The sequence below is a fragment of the Oleiphilus sp. HI0123 genome, from assembly GCF_001635315.1.
The window spans coordinates 1-665 of the sequence record NZ_LWGE01000504.1 but is presented as its reverse complement, the minus strand read 5'-3'; the positions used below and the strand labels follow the sequence as shown (position 1 = coordinate 665).

At 52.9% G+C, this 665-nt stretch carries 1 protein-coding gene; it reads right to left on the bottom strand.

Translation table 11 applies throughout. From position 1 onward, the window contains the following. The coding region (locus A3761_RS04785; protein WP_156491601.1) for a Tn3 family transposase at positions 1-665 on the bottom strand (665 nt) is incomplete at both ends.

The following is a 665-nucleotide window of genomic DNA, read 5'->3' as shown; positions in this document are numbered from 1 at the left end:
ATAGATGCCCTGATTAGTGGCATTGGCGATCAAGATCGCCAACAGGTCCACTTCGTATTGACGGCTTTTCGAGTTCATGCCCAGCACATGCTCGAAGTCGTCAATGAATCCGGTATCCTGATCCACCACGCGCAAGACATCGGCAACGCTGATCGCTCTCATTTGTTGGAAGAACGGATTATTCACCAGGTGTTTCTTACTGGCTGTAGGCAACCGCCAAAGGTGTTTGCCGCCTTTCGGGCGCAGTATCACGTCCCGATTGTCCGAACGTTCCAAGTATTCGCTGACCTCGTGTAACCGAAGGGTCAGCTCATCCGCCATACGCGGGATCAGTCGCGTCGGATCCTTGGAGATTTTCGGTTGCTGCGTACCCTCGACCAAGACCTGCTTCTGGTTTTTCCAGGTCTGTGGCTTCACCAGATCATCCTCTAACGCCCGATATCGAATGACTTCCGGCAGCATTAGCTGGCCGTTTAACCGGTTGGGAATCTGCAGGTACAGGAACCATTCATACCTGGCTTTATCTATACTGCCATCGGGTTTTAGCAATAGTGGTCGTGTGGCTTTCGGCGGTAGACGCTGATCAATGCAGGCATCGCCGAGCATATTGCCGGCGACCAGATCCAACCGAGCTTGGTCTAAGATCCGGGCTAACCGTTGCGTTT